17 protein-coding genes are annotated in these 17106 nt (G+C 33.9%); all 17 read right to left on the reverse strand.

The features are described from left to right. Window positions 1–67: 67 nt before the first annotated feature. Window positions 68–892: a glycosyltransferase gene (locus A3Q34_RS06140; RefSeq protein ID WP_070374560.1), complete on the reverse strand. Its 825-nt coding sequence runs from the start codon at window positions 890–892 to the stop codon at window positions 68–70. A 3-nt stretch (window positions 893–895) separates the two neighbouring features. Then, window positions 896–2092: a hypothetical protein gene (locus A3Q34_RS06145; protein ID WP_070374561.1), complete on the reverse strand. Its 1197-nt coding sequence runs from the start codon at window positions 2090–2092 to the stop codon at window positions 896–898. Next, on the reverse strand, window positions 2085–3308 hold the full coding sequence (locus A3Q34_RS06150) for a hypothetical protein (protein ID WP_070374562.1): 1224 nt from the start codon (window positions 3306–3308) through the stop codon (window positions 2085–2087). The genes A3Q34_RS06145 and A3Q34_RS06150 overlap by 8 nt, the downstream gene beginning before the upstream one ends. Beyond that, window positions 3305–3991 (reverse strand): acylneuraminate cytidylyltransferase family protein, encoded by a 687-nt coding sequence (locus A3Q34_RS06155; RefSeq protein WP_070374563.1) that lies wholly within the window; start codon window positions 3989–3991, stop codon window positions 3305–3307. Before A3Q34_RS06155 ends, A3Q34_RS06150 begins: the two co-directional genes overlap by 4 nt. Window position 3992: 1 nt before the next feature. Further along, window positions 3993–5147, reverse strand: coding sequence for a UDP-N-acetylglucosamine 2-epimerase (gene neuC / locus A3Q34_RS06160; protein WP_070374564.1), 1155 nt, complete (start codon window positions 5145–5147; stop codon window positions 3993–3995). After that, the gene (locus tag A3Q34_RS06165) at window positions 5140–6153 is read right to left on the reverse strand and encodes an N-acetylneuraminate synthase family protein (protein ID WP_070374565.1); all 1014 of its coding nucleotides are present in this window, start codon (window positions 6151–6153) and stop codon (window positions 5140–5142) included. Before A3Q34_RS06165 ends, neuC (A3Q34_RS06160) begins: the two co-directional genes overlap by 8 nt. Beyond that, window positions 6150–7583 (reverse strand): oligosaccharide flippase family protein, encoded by a 1434-nt coding sequence (locus tag A3Q34_RS06170; protein WP_070374566.1) that lies wholly within the window; start codon window positions 7581–7583, stop codon window positions 6150–6152. Before A3Q34_RS06170 ends, A3Q34_RS06165 begins: the two co-directional genes overlap by 4 nt. A gap of 3 nt (window positions 7584–7586) precedes the next feature. After that, window positions 7587–8936 (reverse strand): hypothetical protein, encoded by a 1350-nt coding sequence (locus tag A3Q34_RS06175; RefSeq protein ID WP_070374567.1) that lies wholly within the window; start codon window positions 8934–8936, stop codon window positions 7587–7589. A 240-nt stretch (window positions 8937–9176) separates the two neighbouring features. After that, window positions 9177–9947 (reverse strand): oxidoreductase, encoded by a 771-nt coding sequence (locus A3Q34_RS06180; RefSeq protein WP_070374568.1) that lies wholly within the window; start codon window positions 9945–9947, stop codon window positions 9177–9179. Between the two features lie 4 nt (window positions 9948–9951). Continuing rightward, window positions 9952–10635 carry an acylneuraminate cytidylyltransferase family protein gene (locus A3Q34_RS06185; protein WP_070374569.1) on the reverse strand — a complete coding sequence of 228 codons (684 nt, stop codon included), beginning with the start codon at window positions 10633–10635 and terminating at the stop codon, window positions 9952–9954. Then, window positions 10632–11615: a Gfo/Idh/MocA family protein gene (locus tag A3Q34_RS06190; protein WP_070374570.1), complete on the reverse strand. Its 984-nt coding sequence runs from the start codon at window positions 11613–11615 to the stop codon at window positions 10632–10634. The genes A3Q34_RS06185 and A3Q34_RS06190 overlap by 4 nt, the downstream gene beginning before the upstream one ends. A gap of 2 nt (window positions 11616–11617) precedes the next feature. Beyond that, window positions 11618–12667, reverse strand: a complete 1050-nt coding sequence (locus tag A3Q34_RS06195) for a nucleotidyltransferase family protein (protein WP_070374571.1) — start codon at window positions 12665–12667, stop codon at window positions 11618–11620. 54 nt (window positions 12668–12721) lie between these two features. Beyond that, window positions 12722–13309, reverse strand: coding sequence for a NeuD/PglB/VioB family sugar acetyltransferase (locus A3Q34_RS06200; protein ID WP_231907440.1), 588 nt, complete (start codon window positions 13307–13309; stop codon window positions 12722–12724). Next, window positions 13302–14378, reverse strand: a complete 1077-nt coding sequence (gene neuB / locus A3Q34_RS06205; RefSeq protein WP_070374572.1) for an N-acetylneuraminate synthase — start codon at window positions 14376–14378, stop codon at window positions 13302–13304. Before neuB ends, A3Q34_RS06200 begins: the two co-directional genes overlap by 8 nt. Window positions 14379–14380: 2 nt before the next feature. Beyond that, complete coding sequence (locus tag A3Q34_RS06210; protein ID WP_070374573.1) at window positions 14381–15049, reverse strand: PIG-L deacetylase family protein; 669 nt, start codon at window positions 15047–15049, stop codon at window positions 14381–14383. Next, the gene (locus A3Q34_RS06215) at window positions 15046–15942 is read right to left on the reverse strand and encodes a formyltransferase family protein (RefSeq protein ID WP_070374574.1); all 897 of its coding nucleotides are present in this window, start codon (window positions 15940–15942) and stop codon (window positions 15046–15048) included. The genes A3Q34_RS06210 and A3Q34_RS06215 overlap by 4 nt, the downstream gene beginning before the upstream one ends. Beyond that, complete coding sequence (neuC, locus tag A3Q34_RS06220) at window positions 15942–17105, reverse strand: UDP-N-acetylglucosamine 2-epimerase (RefSeq protein WP_083277919.1); 1164 nt, start codon at window positions 17103–17105, stop codon at window positions 15942–15944. The genes A3Q34_RS06215 and neuC (A3Q34_RS06220) overlap by 1 nt, the downstream gene beginning before the upstream one ends. Window position 17106 lies beyond the last annotated feature (1 nt).

The raw sequence follows: 17106 nt of genomic DNA on the forward strand, positions 1-17106 counted from the left end.
AGGTCTAGTTGTTCTTCCTTAAATTCCATTTTATAGTACCCCTTGTACAATTAAACATAATATTACTTTAAGAGCTCACTCTTAATTTTTTATAAACTTTAGAAACCATATATCCCGGTAATAACCTCACTAGAATACGGGGTAGGATATATTTTAATGAATCGATTATTGTAAATTCTTTTAAATATATTGCAGCTTTTAAGAATTTAATTTCATTTTTGAAATATTTGATTCCATTTCTTCTATTACCTAAATCGCCAACACGTACAAATACATGGACTTCGTTTACATTTTTTAAGTTCATACCTTTACTAATCATTTTCAACCATAAATAATAATCTTCATGAAAAAGTACGTTTTCATATCCTTCTACAGCCAACAAGGATTTACGCTTAATACAAACGGTGACATGATTCATCGGGTTTCGCATTTTTGAATAATTAATTATTTCACTTAATTGAGTCGGTACAACTCGCCTATTTTTCAAATCTCCGGGTTGCTTATTGAATTCTTCTATCTGCGTACCTATAACATCCGTTTCAGGATCATCAGTTATAATTTCAACTAAGCGCTGAAAACGATTATCTGCGCATATATCATCACTATCCATTCGTACAATATAATCTTGATTACAATATGCAGTCCCTATATTAAGAGCTTTTCCAAGTCCATTATTTACTTCCGTTTTTGGATTTATAAAATCAATCTTATTTTTTGTAAAATATTCCTTATACTCCTTAATGATGGCTTCTAATTCACTTCCAACCTTGCCATCACAAACAAGAACCAATTGTTGATAATATTCAGATTGATGTAACAAACTTTTTAAAGCCAAAGAAAAGTACTTTGGGTTATCCTTACAATAAACTGACATTAATACACTAAACGACATAATTTACGGCCTTTTAAAATTTAGATTTGTAGCTAAGGGTAATACGAGAATAAAATAAAAAATCAGCCCTGATGAGTAACCATAAATAGCAGGAGTGAATAAACTAACAACTAAAAAACCCATAAGTATTCCGAACATGTGACGGTTAAATTTTAGTAGTTTATTCGCAGAATATACTACTAAAGATAAAAACATGAGTATCCCGACTAAACCCAACTCTACAAAAAGTTGAATTATAAAGCTCTCAGTAGAACCAGATAATAGAACATACTCACCTATTTGTTGTCCACCTCGAGAAAACACTCCGATACCGTTACCAAATAAAAAAGAAGGGAATCTACTACCATACTCTATGGCCTCTGACCATATGGGGTATGCCGAATACTTGTCAACATTTGCCATAAAATACGAAATTTCAGTGATCCTATCCAACTGTTCTTGGAACACAAGAACAGCCGATATCAACAAAAAGCAACTAGCAAAAAGCTGCAAACTTTTGGAAAGAGAAAGGTAACTAAAAACAAAAAAAGTAATCAAAAAGACAAAAAAAGCTTTACTCACTGTTAACGCACCAGCAAATAAAATCAGACCTTTATACATAAGCATATACTTTGATTTAAATACAAAACTAAATGAGAAGCTAAATGCGAGAAACAATGATAGTGACTGTGGTGAAGTGATAAAAGAAACAGCTCTTACATTCACATTTTCATTAATAAAAGTGTCTTGGTCTGTGTATATATTATGATTAATTAAACCAAATAAATCTATTGATACGTAGGTTTGAATTATAGCACCGACTGCATTTACGCCGCCCAAAAACAATAGGAAATAACTTATCTTTTTGAAGCTTTCATAATTCAAAGTTTTTGATAGTACAACAAACCAAAAAAGCGGCATACATATTAAATTAGTAAACCCAATTATCGCTGTTAAATAATTTCCTTTTGTGGAGAAAACCGGAAATAAAAGCACCAACAGTACACTGTATAAGAAATACAGAAATAATAAATAGTGCCCAGTGGACATTTTACTTTTAACGCTATATTTCAAAAACATGGGCACAACTGCAAAAATCAATAAAACTAAAGCATTGGCAATTAACCCATTTAAAACTACAGTAATTGAATTCCGAAAAACTAAAATTAATGAAATTGTATATAAAAGAATATAACTTTGTGTTTTTTTTGTTTTATACATCTGTATGTTCTTTTGTATTTATTGGCTTAAAATAATCTCGCTGCATTCCTTTATTTATAAAGCTAGCATTTAAGTGTTTCATAGAAAACTCCCTGAATCGAGATCTCAAACTATACAGCCACTGACTTTTATTAAGTGGTGTAAAAGTAGTGTAATGATCACCACCTATATTACTAATTAACCAATCGACTATTTCATCAATTATACCAATAGGACTTTCTTTATCTATACCCTTTTCTTGTGTTAACACCATAAACTCTTCAACACTTGATAAGTTAGTAACTTTATTATTCCAAAACGTATTTAACCATTCAGGTCTAGGCTCAGGAGTGAATAAAAAGCCAATTTTTCCTATTTTAATACTATCCCAGACAGAGGTACTCCACGAACTACCGATTAATTTAGCAACCGATATCCACTCTTTTATCGAGTAACTTTTTGTGATTAATATATTTTTAGGGATATCTAATTTTAATTGTTTGAAAATCAATTCATATTGTTCTATAGAAATAGAAGGATGAGGTCGAATAATAAAATAATCTGTCGTGTTAACTATTGCTGCCTTAGTTATAAACTTTACAAACTTATTTAAACATCGCTTTGAATAATCCCTATACTGCCAAGCAATATTTTCATCATAACCCATTTTAATTTTTGCTTTAATTGTTTTATCTGACGAAAAAGCCCAACCATAATTCATAGGAAAGAAATAAATATCAGCCTGATGAGGGATTGCAAATTCCTTTTTTAACGAGGCAGTTAAATCGCTTGAATTCAATGTTTCATGAAAGAGCAATTCATGCAATGGGTTACCTATAACCTCTACATTTGTGGGCCTAACTCCTGAAGAGCATAAAAAATCTTTGAAAGATTCATCCCACGCTAAGTGTTTAAAAAAAGACTTTATCACATCCGATTTTGGCTTTTTAAACTCTTTATTTGCATTGCTCAGTAGTTGCTCCCAATTCAAACTGACTAACTGGCTTTCTCTCCACTTTTTATTCCTAAAAAAAGAGACTGGCCATGTTTTATCATCAATAGAATACGGGAAGACTATACATTTAGGGTTATATTGACCATAGCGATGAGAATGAAATTCAGTTGATAATATGACACAATAATATCCCTTTTTAGATAATCTTTCAGTAATATTATACAGTGCGGCCCCTTCTCTATCTTCGTGTTCCATCAAAAACAAAAAATCTATATTTATCATTTAGGTAAGCTCACTTTTCCTTTTTCAACCAGGTATTCCAAATATTCAAAGTCATCTTGAGAGTCTATATTGGCAAAAGAGCGACTAATATATGGTTGAGTATTTGATGAAAAAAAAGATTTATTACTAATCAAATTTTCAACAGTTGATATGTATATTGCGCCAGTCAGAGCATAAGCATCTGGCAGCTCCTGCCTATTAATTTCAGATTCGGCCCCTGGTAAATATGACTCAATACTCCCATTAACAATTCTTTTTAGTTTAGCTGGATGAGGGTCATCAATTTTAGCTATAGAAACAACCGATTCACGATTTTTTTGAGCCAAAGATATGCATTCATCAATCATCTCTCCCGAGCGAATCGGGGATGTAGGCTGCAACAATATAACATGTGTTACACTTTGTAGAGATTTATGTTGTAATAACTTCAATACAACATCGACAGTTTTTGAATTATCCCCCGCAAGTACCTCTTCTCTTAAGCCTAAACTAGTAGCTCCCTCACTAGTTGCTATCTCTTCGTAGACTTTTGAGTCGGTTGAAACCACAGTACGATCTATTAATTGGGATTGTTTCGAACTTCTTACTGCATAAGCTAATAGTGATACCCCATCCACTTCTGCAATATTTTTATTTTTAAATCCTTTAGAGCCCGCTCTTGCAGGTATTATTGCCACTATCATATTAATACGTCATTGGTTTTAGTAATAAGGGTGTTAATTTAGGGATTTCATTAGCTATTTTATAGCCTGCATCTCCACCTCCAAAGATAGTGCCTTGGAGATATTTCCCATGCTTTATTTGTGATGATATTTTCATCTGAATTTCATCACAATCATGACCAGAAAAGACAATGTTTTCGCCATGCTCCCTCTGGTTTTGTCGATCACCTAGGGCAACAGAAGGTACACCAAGAAATTCCCCTTCCCTTAGAAATGAAGACGAATTACCGACAGCACAAACAGCATTATTTAATACTCTAATGAAGTCTTCTGCTGAGAAATTTTTATAAAAATGAAAGTTTTCATCTCTGTTCTTTTCTCTAAATACTCTAATCCCTTTGGCTACATCTTCACCACCGGCATCAGCATTAGGCCACAGAACAACTTTCTGAATATTTTTAAATTCTAATAGAGCTTTGAGAGTTTCATTTACTTGATGAAAACCACTACCATAACTGGTTGTTACTGGATGTTGTATCATTAATATATAAGGTCTTGTCCAATCAATATCTGCACCAACCCCTCCATATTTCCTCATTATATAATTAGAAATAGTAGTATCTGAATTAGCAATTACATCCATTGCTGGGCAGCCATAATTAAATACGGAGCTTTCCAGCTCCCCCATTTTTATAACTCTTTCTTTACTTTTTTCTGTTGCTACAAAATGAAAATCAGCAAGTTTAGTGATAGCATGACGAACTCTATCGTCTATATTACCGCTGACTTCACCGCCCTGGAGATGGATTAATGGTATATTTAAATATGTCGAAGCAATTGCTGTGGCCATCGTTTCAAATCTATCAGCGACTGAAACAACAAAGTCAGGCTTTAACTCGTCCAATGCAGTAGATAATTCAATAACCCCCATACCTGTTGATTTAGCTTGAGTTAATAATGTTTCACCTTCAACAGTGTAATAAATGGCTTTATTAGGCTCAAAACCATCTTCTTTTATTACATTAACTGCTTTACCAAATCGCTCCAGCATTAAAGATGCACCAACGATTATTTGTAGTTCAATTTCATCTTTTTCTTTTAACGCTTTAAGCAAGTACTTGACTCGCCCATAATTTGCCCTGCTAGCAACAACAACACACACTTTAATTCTATTCATTTAAATCACCCTCATTTAAAAAATCCCATTTTGAAAGAGGCCTTAAAAGTCTACGCCCTACGATTTCTTCATAATTAGCGGCTGAAGCACCAAAACCTGAAGGTTTTTTTGCTTCTAGATCTTGTATCGTGATTAAATGCCCTGCTGGTAGCGATTTATTTACTGATAAAGATTTTTCAAAAATTCTCTTTAAGTCAGTAAAACCTGAATTATCCTCTTTCATTACTGGATTAGCTAACATTTCACTTATATTTCTTACACCTTCATTTAATTGCTTAAATTCTTTTATAGTAAGAGACGATGTAGAGTCGGGTCCAAATATATTTTTATCAAAAGTCACATGTGCTTCAATTATTTTCGCACCAAGAGTCACTGCGGCTAGTGAAGGATAAATTGTGCCTGAGTGATCCGAGAAACCAATGTCAATATTATATCGTTCTTGCAATTCAGGTATAACATTCAAACCAACGTCCTTCGGCTTTGTTGGGTACTTGGTTGTACATTGTAAAAGAGACAACTTGTTTCCTGATTTTTTCACCTTATCAACTGCTATATCTAACTCTTTGAATGAACTCATACCGCTAGATAAAATAATCTCTTTCCCCGTTTGGCATATGACATCCAACATCAAATTATTAGCAACTTCCCCGGAGCCAAATTTATATTTATTAACACCAACTTTTTCGAGCAGTTCGACTGCAGCTATTGAAAAAGGAGAACTAATGAACTCTAAACCGACTTCATCACAATGTGCTTTAATTTCTATCCATTGCTCATAAGTAAATGACATTCTTTGCCAATAGTCATAACGCGTTTTATCTTCATAAGAAAAATTAACACGAAATGGTTCATAAATGCTACTTTCAGCTTCTGCAATATGAGTTTGAAATTTTATTGCATTTACACCCGTAGTAGCGACCGCATCTATATAGGAATGTAAGATCCCCAAACTGCCATCATGCGCTTGCCCAACTTCTGCAATTATAAAAACTTCTGTCTGATTCATACTAACTCCCGCACGAGAACCGAATTTTCTTTCAGTTCAAATACATTAAAATAAAATAAAGTGAATAACGTTACTGAAATAATTACAGTACTAAATATAGATAAAACAACAATATTTTCTATATTTATAAATAATAAAGGAATTAAGCTTGTTACTAATACCAAGCCAAGTATTTTAACATTTTTAAGAAAAGAAAAAGTTATTCTATAGGCCTTGCCTGAAAAGTAATAGGCAAGAACAAAACTACAAAAAAATGAGGCTAGAATAGCAAAGGAAGCGCCACTAAGTCCATAAAGCTTAATCAATATATAATTAAAGACTAGAGATAAAACACCAGTTAAAATTGTAATTTTAGGGATAACACCCGTAAACTTTTTAAAGAATAGTGGTGCTGAAGAAAAACAGTAGAACCCCCTAAATATATATGCAGAACTCATTAGAAATAAAGGTATAAATACGCCACCATAATCACCCGTGATATAGTTTTTTATGAATAATTCTGCAAAGAAAGAAAAATGGAGAACTATTAGTAAAATCAATAGAAACCAAATAGGTATAAGCTTTTCTAAAAACGCCTTCCCTTTATAATCACTAATAACAGATAGTCTATTAAAAATAGGCATAATCACATTATTTAATGAATTAACAAGAGCTTTTATAACTTGGGAAAATTTATCAGCAATAAAAAAGACACCTAAAGCAGAAAGCGACAACATGTTTTCAATAAAAAACACACTGCTATACATAAAAACAACGCCCCCTATAGCATGAAAAATCAAGGGAAAAGAATATGTTAAAGACTCCAAAAGATAATTAATATCTATGGTAAATCGGTATTCTTTTCTAATAATTAAAAAAGAAACTATAGTCATAGATATATAATATAAAGCCTGTGAGTATAAAAAACCTTGTACGCCAAATTTACAATAAATTATAAAGTAAATGCCTGAAGTTATACTAATCCCTTGACAAACAAGGCTTCTTACTAAAATCGCACTCCCTTTTTGCTGGTTAATTAACAACCTTTCAAAACTCAAATTAGTTAAGTTAAATAACAGCATGATGAGTACAGTGTGGAATAAGTTTACGTACTCAGAACTTTTAAACACTAAATCAGTAATAGCATCAGATAATAGTAGGTAGAAAACAATAAAGACTAAAGAGATCAGAAAACTTCCGTTAATAACTGACGATACATATTTTTTTCTTGTTTCTCCTTCATAATCGAAATAGATTCTAGACAGGGCACCTGGTAATTGTAAATTAGACAATGTACTTCCAACCATCATACACGCCATAGCCAAACCTATAAGGCCAAAATCAGCAGGAGTTAAATAATGGCTATATAAAGGCAGTATAAGAAAGTTAATTAAATAAGGTAAAAAACCAACAGTAATTAACCCAAATATATTTTTCAGCTGTTTATTCATTAATTACTCTTCAGATATCGCTTTGACAATCCGATTTAAGCATTTTCCATCAAATGGTGAAATTTCATTCTTGATATTAGAAGTTATTAAGTTGTCATTACTAACACTTTCAAACAAGATCCTTTTCACCTTAACAAGAAGTTCGTCATTATTTATAGCTAAAGGTATTAAAAATTCAGAATAAAAGTCATCATAGGCCAAGTTAATATGATCAAAAATCACAACAGGGATATCACACATTAAAGCCCAGGTAACAGTTGATGAATAAGTAGCTAAAAAGATATCTGCACAAATCAAATTACTCGATAAAGGTTCATCCAATATATGAACACTTTCTTTTTTGTCGAGGTGATTATAATTAGCTTTATCCATTTTAGGGTGGAGGCTAATAAATAAGTTCACATCTAGTTTAGATAATATATCTATCATTTGATTGATAATTAAAAAATGTTCTGTTTCCTCACATAAGCCATGCTCAAAATACTGTGGTAATGAAATAAATATATTAGGATCAGAATTTAAACTATATTCTTCTTTGAATTTATTTTTATAAGTGCTTTTGTTTATGAATTGAGAATAGAGGCTATCATGAGTAGTTAGACCCGTTACTACGTATTTTTCTTTATGTCCACCTAGTTTTACTAGCCTACTTTTCTCTCTTTCACTATCTACTAACATTTTTGAACAATGCCCCATCCCTAGTACCCATGGATTACTGGATAGTACCCCTAGCTCTTTTAATGCGCAGGATTCGAAAGAACGATAAAAAGCTTTATTACCTAATGAGCTAGATTTAAAAATAACTGTAGATGGCTGACCACGTAAAAATGAATATATCAGAGCATTCCTCAACTTATAAACAGACTTATAATCTGCGCTATATGCGAATGACATTAAGATAATGTCTAACTTCTTCCGTTTGGCTAAAAGGATTACGGAAGCTTCATTACCATATGAGCGATCTGTCGCTATAACTACTTTTAAAACTTTATGTCTAATTACAATGGAGTCTAACGATACCATCCGCTTAATTATCTTATTCTTCAATTTTTTTGTTAGATAATTTTTTAAAACACTAGATTGTAAAAAGCAACCTAAATAACTATTATCAAAGAAATGCTTTATTTTTGTAACAACAACTCTTTTTATTGTCATGAAAGTATTACGTTTTATCTTATTATCATTGTGTTCTGTATAATAACAAATATTAGACTCTTCCAATATTTGTATATATCGACTTTTATACCCCAAGTAAAATACTGGTACAAATCGAGTAGTAGAATTAAAAATTGAAACATATTCATTTAATGCTGCATCATGAGGCACAACTACTAAAACACTTATTTTATCCATCAGAGATACCTCAACCATCAATAATTATTTTTAACTAAAAAACACAAAACGAAGTTTATTTCGATTATAAAAATTTGGCTCTGTTGTAGAACACTGTTGTCGTATTAATCAAAGTTAGCTACGGAGCATATGCATAGGTACTTGCAAAGGATTTACGCTTAAACCCTGAATTTGCTGATAGCCCTGTAACTATAAGCCTTTGCGCAGGTAACAACAATATTCTACCACAGAGCCAAAAATTTACAGGGAAAACCCATCATCAACTATAATATTTTGCCCTGTTACAAACTTTGATTGTTGCGATAGAAGAAATAGAACAGAGCCTATGATCTCTTCCACTTCTAACATACCTTCTCCATTCGTTAATGCTTTATATGCATTTAAGAATGACTCGGGTTGATTATCAAAAATACCTCCTGGACTTACGCTATTAATTCTAAATAGACTATTGTTAACATACTTAATCGCGTATTTATTTAAGTGAAGTATCGCTGATTTAATAGCTGCATATTCTACTGGCATTGACATCGGCGTATTATCATAGATTTCGAACTTCGGTGCAATGACACCATAAACAGATGATATATTTACTAATGAAAAAGGCTTCTCATTTAACTTAAAGTATTTTGCACACTGTTGAGTGAACAAAAAAGCACTTCCTAGGTGGAGTGACAGGTTTTCATTAAAATCAGTTATTTTAACATCAAAAAAATGAGCGCCATACGCTTTATTACGAGGATAAGTACAGTTAACAGCTCCAGTGATTACAATTCCACTTTTAAAAAAATTGATTACATCTTCTTCAACTGTTATATCTAAACTAGCACAGCTAAGATTTGAATTAGCTATGTCTATGCCTACTTTTGATAGTTTCGCTTGTAAGTTATCTAAAGAAAGGTCTACTGCTATAACCTTCGCACCTTGCTCTAAAGCATGTTTAGTTACTTTAGTCCCTAACAACCCACCGGCGCCAATGACTAAAACCTTCTCACCTACTAATAAGTTATTCATATTTTTATCCTGCAAAAATAGCTTCAGCTAATTTAAAGTCATAAATATCATCGATATCAACCGCCCTGTATTTAGGAACAACGACACTGGTTACTTTTCCTGAAAACAAACTATCATTATTTTTAATAAAGGCTGGTGTCGCAACATAAACAACTGTGGTGATATCAAAAACATCAGGAGCATCTTGTCTTCGAGTTACAGCCCCTTTAGGTTTGATAACTAATTCACACGTTTCATCATCTAAAACCTTAACCATATTAAAATAGGGACTTCTTGATGCAGGAGTAATTGAAATGCAGATATCAGCTAAACTGCTTTCTAGTTTAGTAATTGCTCCCTCAACATCAGAAACATCACGAAGCGGACTTGTAGCAGGTAAACTAACAAAGTATTGAAATTTTCCGTAATGACTTTCTACCCATTCAATACCATGACGCCATGAAAGCCATTCTGGACTCGTATCACTAGCAAGCTCAGCTGGTCGTTCAATAATAACTGCTCCGGCTTGACGGGCAATTTCAGCAATTGCTGTATCATCGGTGGAGACAAAAACCTCATCAATAGAAGGACAATTTTTAGCTGTTTCGATAGAATAATGAATCAACGGTTTACCAGCTAGTGGTCTTATATTCTTACCTGGCAAGCCTTTTGACCCGCCTCGAGCAAAAACAAATGCAAAACTTTTCATTTTATATCTCCATTAGCATTGATTTTCTGTTTTATTTTATCAATAAAAGAAACTGTTCTTATTGCGTCAGTAAACTTAATGCAAGTATGATTCTTTTTTTCAACCATTTGAATAAAGTCTTCTATCATAGCCAAATACATTTGGTTCTTATCCCATCTAGGATCACGGTATAATACAGACGTTTCTGTTGCAGTAGTTAAAGTCAGTTGATTTAGCATCAAATCCCAGTCTATACGGCCTTCACTACCGATAAAGCTACATTGCCTGTGAGCTTTACGCTGTAAAAAGTCCAAATGAATCGTAGCTACGGCGCCTGATTCAGTCAACGCAATAATATCTGCCATATCTTCAACATCTAACGCTAATTCTGCTGATGAACGTAAAATTGAATGTTTTACATCTAATGGCCCTAACAACCATTGCGCGTAATCTAGTTCATGACTGAGTTCAAATAATGCACCTCCACCTAATTTCTTTTGGGCAGAAACGCTGTCACGATAGTTTATATTAGGACGCCAATCAGGTAGATATTGCCCAATTTCAATATGAGCATTATATATAGTGCCAATTACTCCATTATCCAACAAAGCCTTTAGCTTCTGTGCTGAAGGTAAGTATCGCAAGCAATAACCTATGGATACAGGTGTTTGGTGTAATTCAATTGCTCTGTTAATGGCTTTTGCATCATCTACAGATGTTGTCACCGGCTTTTCAATTAACGTTGGAATACCAGCTTTAATAAAAGGAATAGAATGTTGAGCATGAAAAGGTGCTGGCGATGCCACAATAACTAATTCAACCTGCGCTTGAACTAGATCTTCAATACTCGTTACAATACCATCACAATCATCAATATTTTCTTTGACCACTCGCCCACTTGCGGACATTACTAATAATTCAACCTTTGGGAACAGTAGTTTCAAATTATGACGGTGACGGGTAGCTATATTGCCTAAACCAATTACGGCAACTTTTTTCATTATTAGTCAATTCCTAAAGTCTGAATATCTATTTGAGCACGATTAAAATCATCTATACGGCCGATATCCAACCAATATTCGTGGAATGGAAACATTAGTACACCTTGATCTAAATACCTTTCCAATAGTGTTGGCATATCGACTACTTCATTACTATTAACTTGCTCTATGATTTTTCGTCCAACGACATATATTCCAGCATTAACATGAAAGCGCTGCATAGGCTTTTCTACCATGCTTTTGATTTTATTCCCTTCGCTTTCAATTACACCGAACGGCACTTGATATTTATATTCACGAACACACATTGTTGCATTGGCGTCATTCTCATTATGAAAAGTGAGTAAGGCTTCTAAATCAACTTTTGTCAGTACATCTCCGTTCATCATGATTACAGGTAGTTCCGGTAAATCTTTGGGCAGTAACCCTAAAGCACCTCCAGTTCCAAGCGGCTCTTCTTCATGTACATAGTTTATCGATACCCCCCATTTTTCTCCGTTCCCGAAATATTCTTTTATCATTTCGGGTAAGTAATGAGTTGAAATATAAAAATTGTGAAAGCCCGATTTAACAAAACCTAAAAGTACCGTTTCTAATATTGGTTTATCTCCCACTTTCAACAATGGTTTAGGACAATTATCAGTTAAAGGCTTTAATCTACTGCCAAAGCCACCAGCCATTAAAAACACAGGGTTATCGTACTTAGCTTTTTGGGTTATGTGATGTATTGTCTCCAAACCAATTACGATTCCTTTATCTAAAATAGGAATAGAATTAAGCTGCTTAGTATTCATCAACTCTAAAAGTTGATATTTAGAGGTATTACAGTTGGCAACGGTAGGCGTTGTAAACATAATTTCAGAAATAGGATGAGATAAAGGAACACCATTAATTAATGCTCTTCGTATGTCACCATCAGTGACCGTGCCTAATAAACGATTGTCAATGTCAACGACCAACGCAAGTTGTAGCGCTTCACTATCAATGATTTTTAGAACCTCTTGTATGTTACTTAAAGGGGAAACTAGTATATTCTTCCAATCTTGACTCATATTAACTTATTACCTTTTTGAATATACGTGCGGGATAGCAAATAGTGTTTTTAGCTACGTCTTTAGTGATAGTGCCCCCCCCCCAACAACAACATTTTCATTTACATTAATTGACTGAATAATTGAAGAACCAGTACCAAAATGAACATTTTCTTTTGAGGTCACTTGTCCACTAATAGTGACGCCTGGCGCGATATGGTTATTGCTTCCTATAGTACAATCATGATCAACTATTGAACCCGTGTTTACGATACTATTGTAACCAACACTTGTTCCTGTTTGTATAATTGCGCCACGCATGACTTGTACACCTTCTTCTAAAGTAGCATACCTAGACACGCAAGCTTCTTCAGAAACTAGTGTTGCAAAGCTATAACCTAAATCTTTATATTTATTATAAAAATCAGCTCTTAAAGTATTCCCTGGTAATGAGCCAATACCATTGACCAATTTAACCACTGTTTTATCAAACTGCAAAATATTCTCATCTGATTTAAACCAATGAAAATCTGAAAATAATTTTTGATTAATTGCTGGAAGTGGAGATATATAACCAAGAATATTAATCTTTTGCTCAATTAACATATCTAATAGAACGGAAGCATGTCCTCCAGAGCCAATTAATAAAACGCCATCATTCATTAATTAGATCACCTATCTGATAATCATTTATTGCTTCTTTGCCAAGTAACTCCCAGTAATTAATCGGATTTTGTCCTGAGCCGGGACGTTTTGTAGTCATATTGTCTTTACTAAAAACAGCTCCTTTATTAATAACTTGCTCCGCAACGAGGCTTTTCCTTGCAACCGATTTATTTTTGACTTCTGAAGGCCTTGGGCCTTTAAGACCATCACCCAATGCTAACTCAATGTTCCGAATACCATCAATCATAGCTTTTAACTGTTCAGGCTCGAGTGACGCTTTGTGATCTGGACCTTCCATATTGCAATCTAAAGTAAAGTGTTTCTCTATTATTGTTGCTTCTCTAGCAACCGCAGCGACAGGAATGTGGATACCAGCACTATGATCTGAATAACCAACAGGTAATTTGAACGCATTAGCTATCGTATCCATTGCCTTAAGGTTAATATCTTGCAAAGGTGCAGGGTATTCTGTTGTACAATGAAGAATTGTCACTTTTTCTTTAAGCATTTTTTGACCAAGTTCAGAATAATATGCTTTTTCGAAAGCTTGAATACTTGGTTTCTCTGTTTTTTTTGCTACATAACCAAAGGCGATAACGCCTAATGCTGTTTCTATTTCAGCCAAAGTAGCCATTCCTGTAGAAACAATTAAATCACAGCCAGTTTGGGCATGTTCAAGCACTAAGGGGGCATTAGTTAAATCACCGGAGGGTATCTTTAGTTTTTTTAATTTTAAATCATTCACTAAAAACTTTAAGCTTTCAGAATCAAAGGCTGTAGATAAGAATTCAATACCTAAATTGTTGCAGTAATCAACTAATTTAAAATGAAATTCAAAACTTAACTCTAAACGGCTAAGCATAGCAAGTTGAGATTCTTCTTTCTTTGTATTAGTTATTTGGTAATCACATTGCTTAGCATCAGCTGTAACTAATCGTTTTGCTTTAAATGTTTGAAATTTCACTATATCCGCACCGGATTTTTTAGCGACATCAACCAATTGAAAAGCTAATTTTTCATCTCCATTATGATTAACCCCGGCTTCAGCAATAATAAGTACAGCCATAATTAGCTAATCTCCTTTAGTAACATAAATGATTCTGCTGCTTCACAGTTTGATTGTACACCACGAAGATAAGCTAATGAACGAATTGCTTTCGGACTTCTTGGAAAAGGAAATACTCCCATTTCTGATTCAAAAATATTCAATATATTTAATTTTTGTTCTAAATGTTTTTCTATATTAACAAATACGTTGGGTTTAAATCCGGGGTCTTCTGGTTTCATCGAGAAATCAGTTTCTGATATTGTTTCATAGGCTAAAACACGTTTCACAAATGGATATCGAAAAGATTTAGTAGCTGACATTACAGCATCGAATACGACTTCATGATCGCTATGTGCATCATTACGATATACAGTATATACAACTTCTGGTCTTACTTGATTAACGACATCAGAAATAGCGCCTATAACATCTCCCAGGGCTAAGCTATCAAGCTTAGCTGGGGGCAGTCTTAATTGAAAGGTTTCAGTTATCTCATAGCTTTCAATTACTTTAGAAATTTCCACTCTTCTAGTTTCTATTTGCAGTTCAGTAAAACCTGTTTCTATACTCATGCCTGTGACTAAGAGCCAATAAACTTCATCGCCATTTGCAATATGCTTTAGTATTGTTCCACCACAGCCTAAAGACTCATCATCAGCATGAGGAGCTACAACTAATATTTTTTTCATAGATAATCACCTACTTGGGGTAACTTATTCATTTCAAGGTTAAATAACTCTATCGCTGTATCCCCGCCAGTTTTAACTATCATATTGGCATCCCCAGTACTTAATACCGTGCCTGGTTCTATATTCCGAGAAAATAACTCTTTTGATATTTTACTTTCCCACACTGATTGTAATTCATCCAGATACTGAAATTCAGCACCAGGATATGGTTTCGCCAACGCACGGATTAAATTATAAATATCGACAGCTTGCATTCTCCAATCAATTAAACCATCTTTTCTTGTTCTCTTACGCCAATTTGTTGCTTTACTATGATCTTGGCATGTGAACTGAGCTGTTCCATCAGCTAACGCTAAAGTAAAATCTTTTATTTGCAATTCCATTGCATCTAGAATTTTATTATATAAAGCCTTTGCGTTATCCCTCTGGTCAATATCTATATCTACTTGGCTCAATATCGGCCCCGTATCAGCTCCTTCTTCCATTTGAAAAAATGTTGATGCGGTAACCTCTAAACCTAACGCTAATGCCCAAATTATAGGGTGCCGCCCCCGATTTTCTGGTAGTTTAGCTGGATGAAAGCCAATAATACCTTTAGGTGGCATATCAATAAATTCATTTTCGAGAAGGTAGCTCCAACCAAAACAATATATAACATCTGGTTGATAAATAAGCATAAAGTCAATACTTGCATGTTTATTTTTATTCTCTTCAAAATGGCATGGAATGCTATTACTTTTACAAACACCGGACAAGTCAACATGATCAGCATTGAACATTGATTTATCTTTTGTAATAACCGCAACAACTTCAATATCATGTTGTTTCAATGAAAGTAGCACATTCAAAGCTAACAAACTTGATTCAACACAACCGATAAAACCAACTTTCATTAGATATCCTCTAAATCATTAAATTTTTTATTAATAATTTTATTTAACGGATAGTTAATTAATTGCTCAACAATACGTGTTGATGAATCACCGTGCCCATATGGATTTATTGTACCTTGGCAGAACTGTTTAAATTTTTGACTCAATGCTCTTTCTAAGGCAAGCCTAATTGAAGCAACAGATTCATCGCAACTTAATACCGTATCACCACCGATACGGCCTTTTTGACGATTGCCAATGTTTACCGTGGGGACTTTAAAAGATGGGGTTTCAATTAAGCCACTCGATGAATTACCTATAACAACCTCACAATATTTCATTAAACTTAGGTAGCGAAGTTGCCCTAGTGATTGCACTAATAAAACTCGACTCTGATTCAATGTTTTGTAATCATCGAGTATTTTTATCAGTTTACGCCCGTTAGTATCAGCGTTGGGATACGTTATTATTAATTGATGTTCAGGATATTCGTCTAAAACTTTTAATAAATTTATTAGTGAACTAGATGCTCCATCACTTTCTAATGTTACAGGGTGGTATGTCACCATGATGTAGGGTTTATTTAATTCGAAGTCAATTGCTGACGGTAACTCATCTAATTCAATTAATTTCAGTTTTACAATACTATCTATACCCGGAGCACCAAAATTAAAGACTCTTTCGGGTTGTTCTCCAAGTTGCATTATTCTTTTTTGATATTGCGCTGTTGCTGCAAAGTGTAGATGAGACATTTTAGTAATAGAATGACGAACCGCTTCATCTATTAAGCCTTCAGTAGTCTCTCCGCCGTGGATATGCGCGACAGGAACACATGCTATCATTGCCGCTTGTGCTATTGCCATCGATTCGAACCGATCTCCTAGAAGAACAATAAGGTCTGGCTTTTGTCTTTCTATAGCTTCTGCAGCGTTAATTAGTGCTAACCCCATTGATTTTGAAATACCTACAGGGGAGTCCGATGATAGTAAAAACTCCATCCTCTCCACTATTGGAAAACCATCAGCCTCTATTTGTTTTACTGTATAACCAAATTCAGGTGACATATGCATACCACCGACAAACAATTGCAGATCAACATTCTCCGATTCATTTAGTGACTTAATTATCCAATATAATAAACCGTATTCTGCTCGAGTTCCGGTGAAGACTGCTATTTTTCGCATA

This window comes from Colwellia sp. PAMC 20917 (assembly GCF_001767295.1).
Classification (GTDB): domain Bacteria; phylum Pseudomonadota; class Gammaproteobacteria; order Enterobacterales; family Alteromonadaceae; genus Colwellia_A.